The sequence below is a fragment of the Terrabacter sp. RAF57 genome (assembly GCF_052113925.1).
Classification (GTDB): domain Bacteria; phylum Actinomycetota; class Actinomycetes; order Actinomycetales; family Dermatophilaceae; genus Terrabacter.
Genome location: NZ_JBFRDT010000052.1, coordinates 1 through 1,676 on the forward strand (window position 1 = coordinate 1; position 1,676 = coordinate 1,676).

Genomic DNA, 1,676 nt, shown 5'->3' on the forward strand with positions numbered 1-1,676 from the left:
TTCGGGGACAGACCGGGCTCTGCCACCACCAGACGAGCTGGCAGTGGAGTGCTCCTTAGAAAGGAGGTGATCCAGCCGCACCTTCCGGTACGGCTACCTTGTTACGACTTAGTCCCAATCGCCAGTCCCACCTTCGACGGCTCCCTCTGTRAACAGTTGGGCCACCGGCTTCGGGTGTTACCGACTTTCGTGACTTGACGGGCGGTGTGTACAAGGCCCGGGAACGTATTCACCGCAGCGTTGCTGATCTGCGATTACTAGCGACTCCGACTTCATGGGGTCGAGTTGCAGACCCCAATCCGAACTGAGACCGGTTTTTTGGGATTCGCTCCACCTCGCGGTTTCGCAGCCCTTTGTACCGGCCATTGTAGCATGCGTGAAGCCCAAGACATAAGGGGCATGATGATTTGACGTCATCCCCACCTTCCTCCGAGTTGACCCCGGCAGTCTCCTATGAGTCCCCACCATGACGTGCTGGCAACATAGAACGAGGGTTGCGCTCGTTGCGGGACTTAACCCAACATCTCACGACACGAGCTGACGACAACCATGCACCACCTGTACACCAGTCCGAAGACGCACCCATCTCTGAGTGATTCCGGTGTATGTCAAGCCTTGGTAAGGTTCTTCGCGTTGCATCGAATTAATCCGCATGCTCCGCCGCTTGTGCGGGCCCCCGTCAATTCCTTTGAGTTTTAGCCTTGCGGCCGTACTCCCCAGGCGGGGAACTTAATGCGTTAGCTGCGGCACGGATCTCGTGGAATGAGACCCACACCTAGTTCCCAACGTTTACGGCATGGACTACCAGGGTATCTAATCCTGTTCGCTCCCCATGCTTTCGCTTCTCAGTGTCAGTAATGGCCCAGAGACCTGCCTTCGCCATCGGTGTTCCTCCTGATATCTGCGCATTCCACCGCTACACCAGGAATTCCAGTCTCCCCTACCACACTCTAGTCTGCCCGTACCCACTGCAAGTCCGAGGTTGAGCCTCGGATTTTCACAGCAGACGCGACAAACCACCTACAAGCTCTTTACGCCCAATAATTCCGGACAACGCTCGCACCCTACGTATTACCGCGGCTGCTGGCACGTAGTTAGCCGGTGCTTCTTCTGCAGGTACCGTCACTTGCGCTTCTTCCCTGCTGAAAGAGGTTTACAACCCGAAGGCCGTCATCCCTCACGCGGCGTCGCTGCATCAGGCTTGCGCCCATTGTGCAATATTCCCCACTGCTGCCTCCCGTAGGAGTCTGGGCCGTGTCTCAGTCCCAGTGTGGCCGGTCGCCCTCTCAGGCCGGCTACCCGTCGTCGCCTTGGTGAGCCACTACCTCACCAACAAGCTGATAGGCCGCGAGTCCATCCCAGACCGAAAAACTTTCCACACCATACCCATGCRGGTTGATGTCATATCCGGTATTAGCTCCGGTTTCCCGGGGTTATCCCAGAGTCTGGGGCAGGTTACTCACGTGTTACTCACCCGTTCGCCACTGATCAAACAAGAGCAAGCTCYCGTCATCACCGTTCGACTTGCATGTGTTAAGCACGCCGCCAGCGTTCGTCCTGAGCCAGGATCAAACTCTCCGTTGATGTTCAAACACCCACCCCCCAACCCCGAAAGGCCAGAACAGTGAGCAAACTTTGAACCCATGAAGGGCTCGAAAACCTGACTGAAGTCGAAC

1 rRNA gene is annotated in these 1,676 nt (G+C 56.7%); it reads right to left on the reverse strand.

The features are described 5' to 3' along the window. Window positions 1-59 precede the first annotated feature (59 nt). Window positions 60-1,584, reverse strand: a 16S ribosomal RNA gene (locus tag AB4Y83_RS22650). Between the last annotated feature and the right edge of the window lie 92 nt (window positions 1,585-1,676).